The organism is Streptomyces bobili, assembly GCF_002154575.1.
GTDB lineage: Bacteria > Actinomycetota > Actinomycetes > Streptomycetales > Streptomycetaceae > Streptomyces > Streptomyces bobili.
This window is the reverse complement of the sequence record NZ_MUBA01000761.1, coordinates 1-1040: the sequence shown is the minus strand read 5'-3', so window position 1 is coordinate 1040 and position 1040 is coordinate 1. Positions and strand designations below refer to the sequence as shown.

Here is a 1040-nt window from a genome sequence, read left to right as displayed (position 1 = left end):
CTCCTGCTGTGGATCACCACCCGCTTCAACCGCGACCGCTGAGGGACGCCGTGTTCATAGCGGGGCACTCCGGGCACACCCCGGCCGGTGCCCTCAGGACGGGCCGGTAGGGTCTGCACGCATGGGAGAGCAGGACATGCCTACCGGTCCGTCGAACGCCCCGTCGAACCCGGGCAAGCGCCGCCTCGGCGTCATGGGCGGAACGTTCGATCCGATCCACCACGGGCACCTCGTGGCGGCCAGTGAGGTCGCCGCGCAGTTCCACCTGGACGAGGTCGTGTTCGTCCCGACCGGCGAGCCGTGGCAGAAGNNGTTCTCGGTCAGCCGTATCGACATCGACCGCGGCGGGCCCACCTACACCGTGGACACCCTGCGCGACCTGCGGTCCCTCAATCCGGACACCGATCTCTTCTTCATCACCGGCGCGGACGCCCTGGGCCAGATCCTGACCTGGCGGGACAGCGAGGAGCTGTTCTCCCTCGCCCACTTCATCGGGGTCACCCGGCCCGGCCACAACCTCGCCGACCCCGGCCTCCCCGAGGGCGGCGTCTCCCTCGTGGAGGTCCCCGCACTGGCCATCTCCTCCACGGACTGCCGCGCGAGAGTCGCCAAGGGCGACCCCGTCTGGTATCTGGTGCCGGACGGAGTCGTGCGCTACATCGACAAGCGCGAGCTGTACCGCGGCGAGTGAGCCGAGAGGGGCACCGGTGAACGACCGAAACGACGCGGACTACGGGGAGGTCCCGTACGAACTCGTGGGCTACGACGAGTACGGGCAGCCTGTGTACCGCCAGGTCCAGCCCCAGCAGGCCTACGACCCGTACGGGCAGCAGCAGGGCTACGGCTACGACCCGTACGCCCAGGGCGCACAGCAGCAACCCGCCTACCCCTCCTACGACACGGGTCAACAGCCGCCCACCCGCGCCTACGACCCCTACGACACCGGTCAGCAGCCGGCCACGCCCGCCTACGACCCGTACGACACGGGCCGGCAGGCCCCTGTCCACGACCCCTACGGCACCGGCACGCGCGGGCAGCAG

Annotated in this window: 1 protein-coding gene and 1 pseudogene; both read left to right on the top strand. The window is 70.2% G+C overall.

Features of this window, described 5'->3' with window-relative positions:
• Nucleotides 1-121: 121 nt before the first annotated feature.
• Entirely contained in the window at nucleotides 122-691 is a 570-nt protein-coding gene (gene nadD / locus BZL64_RS37335) for a nicotinate-nucleotide adenylyltransferase (RefSeq protein ID WP_086773429.1), read from the top strand.
• Nucleotides 692-707: 16 nt separating this feature from the next.
• Nucleotides 708-1040 (top strand): annotated as a pseudogene (locus tag BZL64_RS37330) (LytR family transcriptional regulator); the annotation flags it as partial.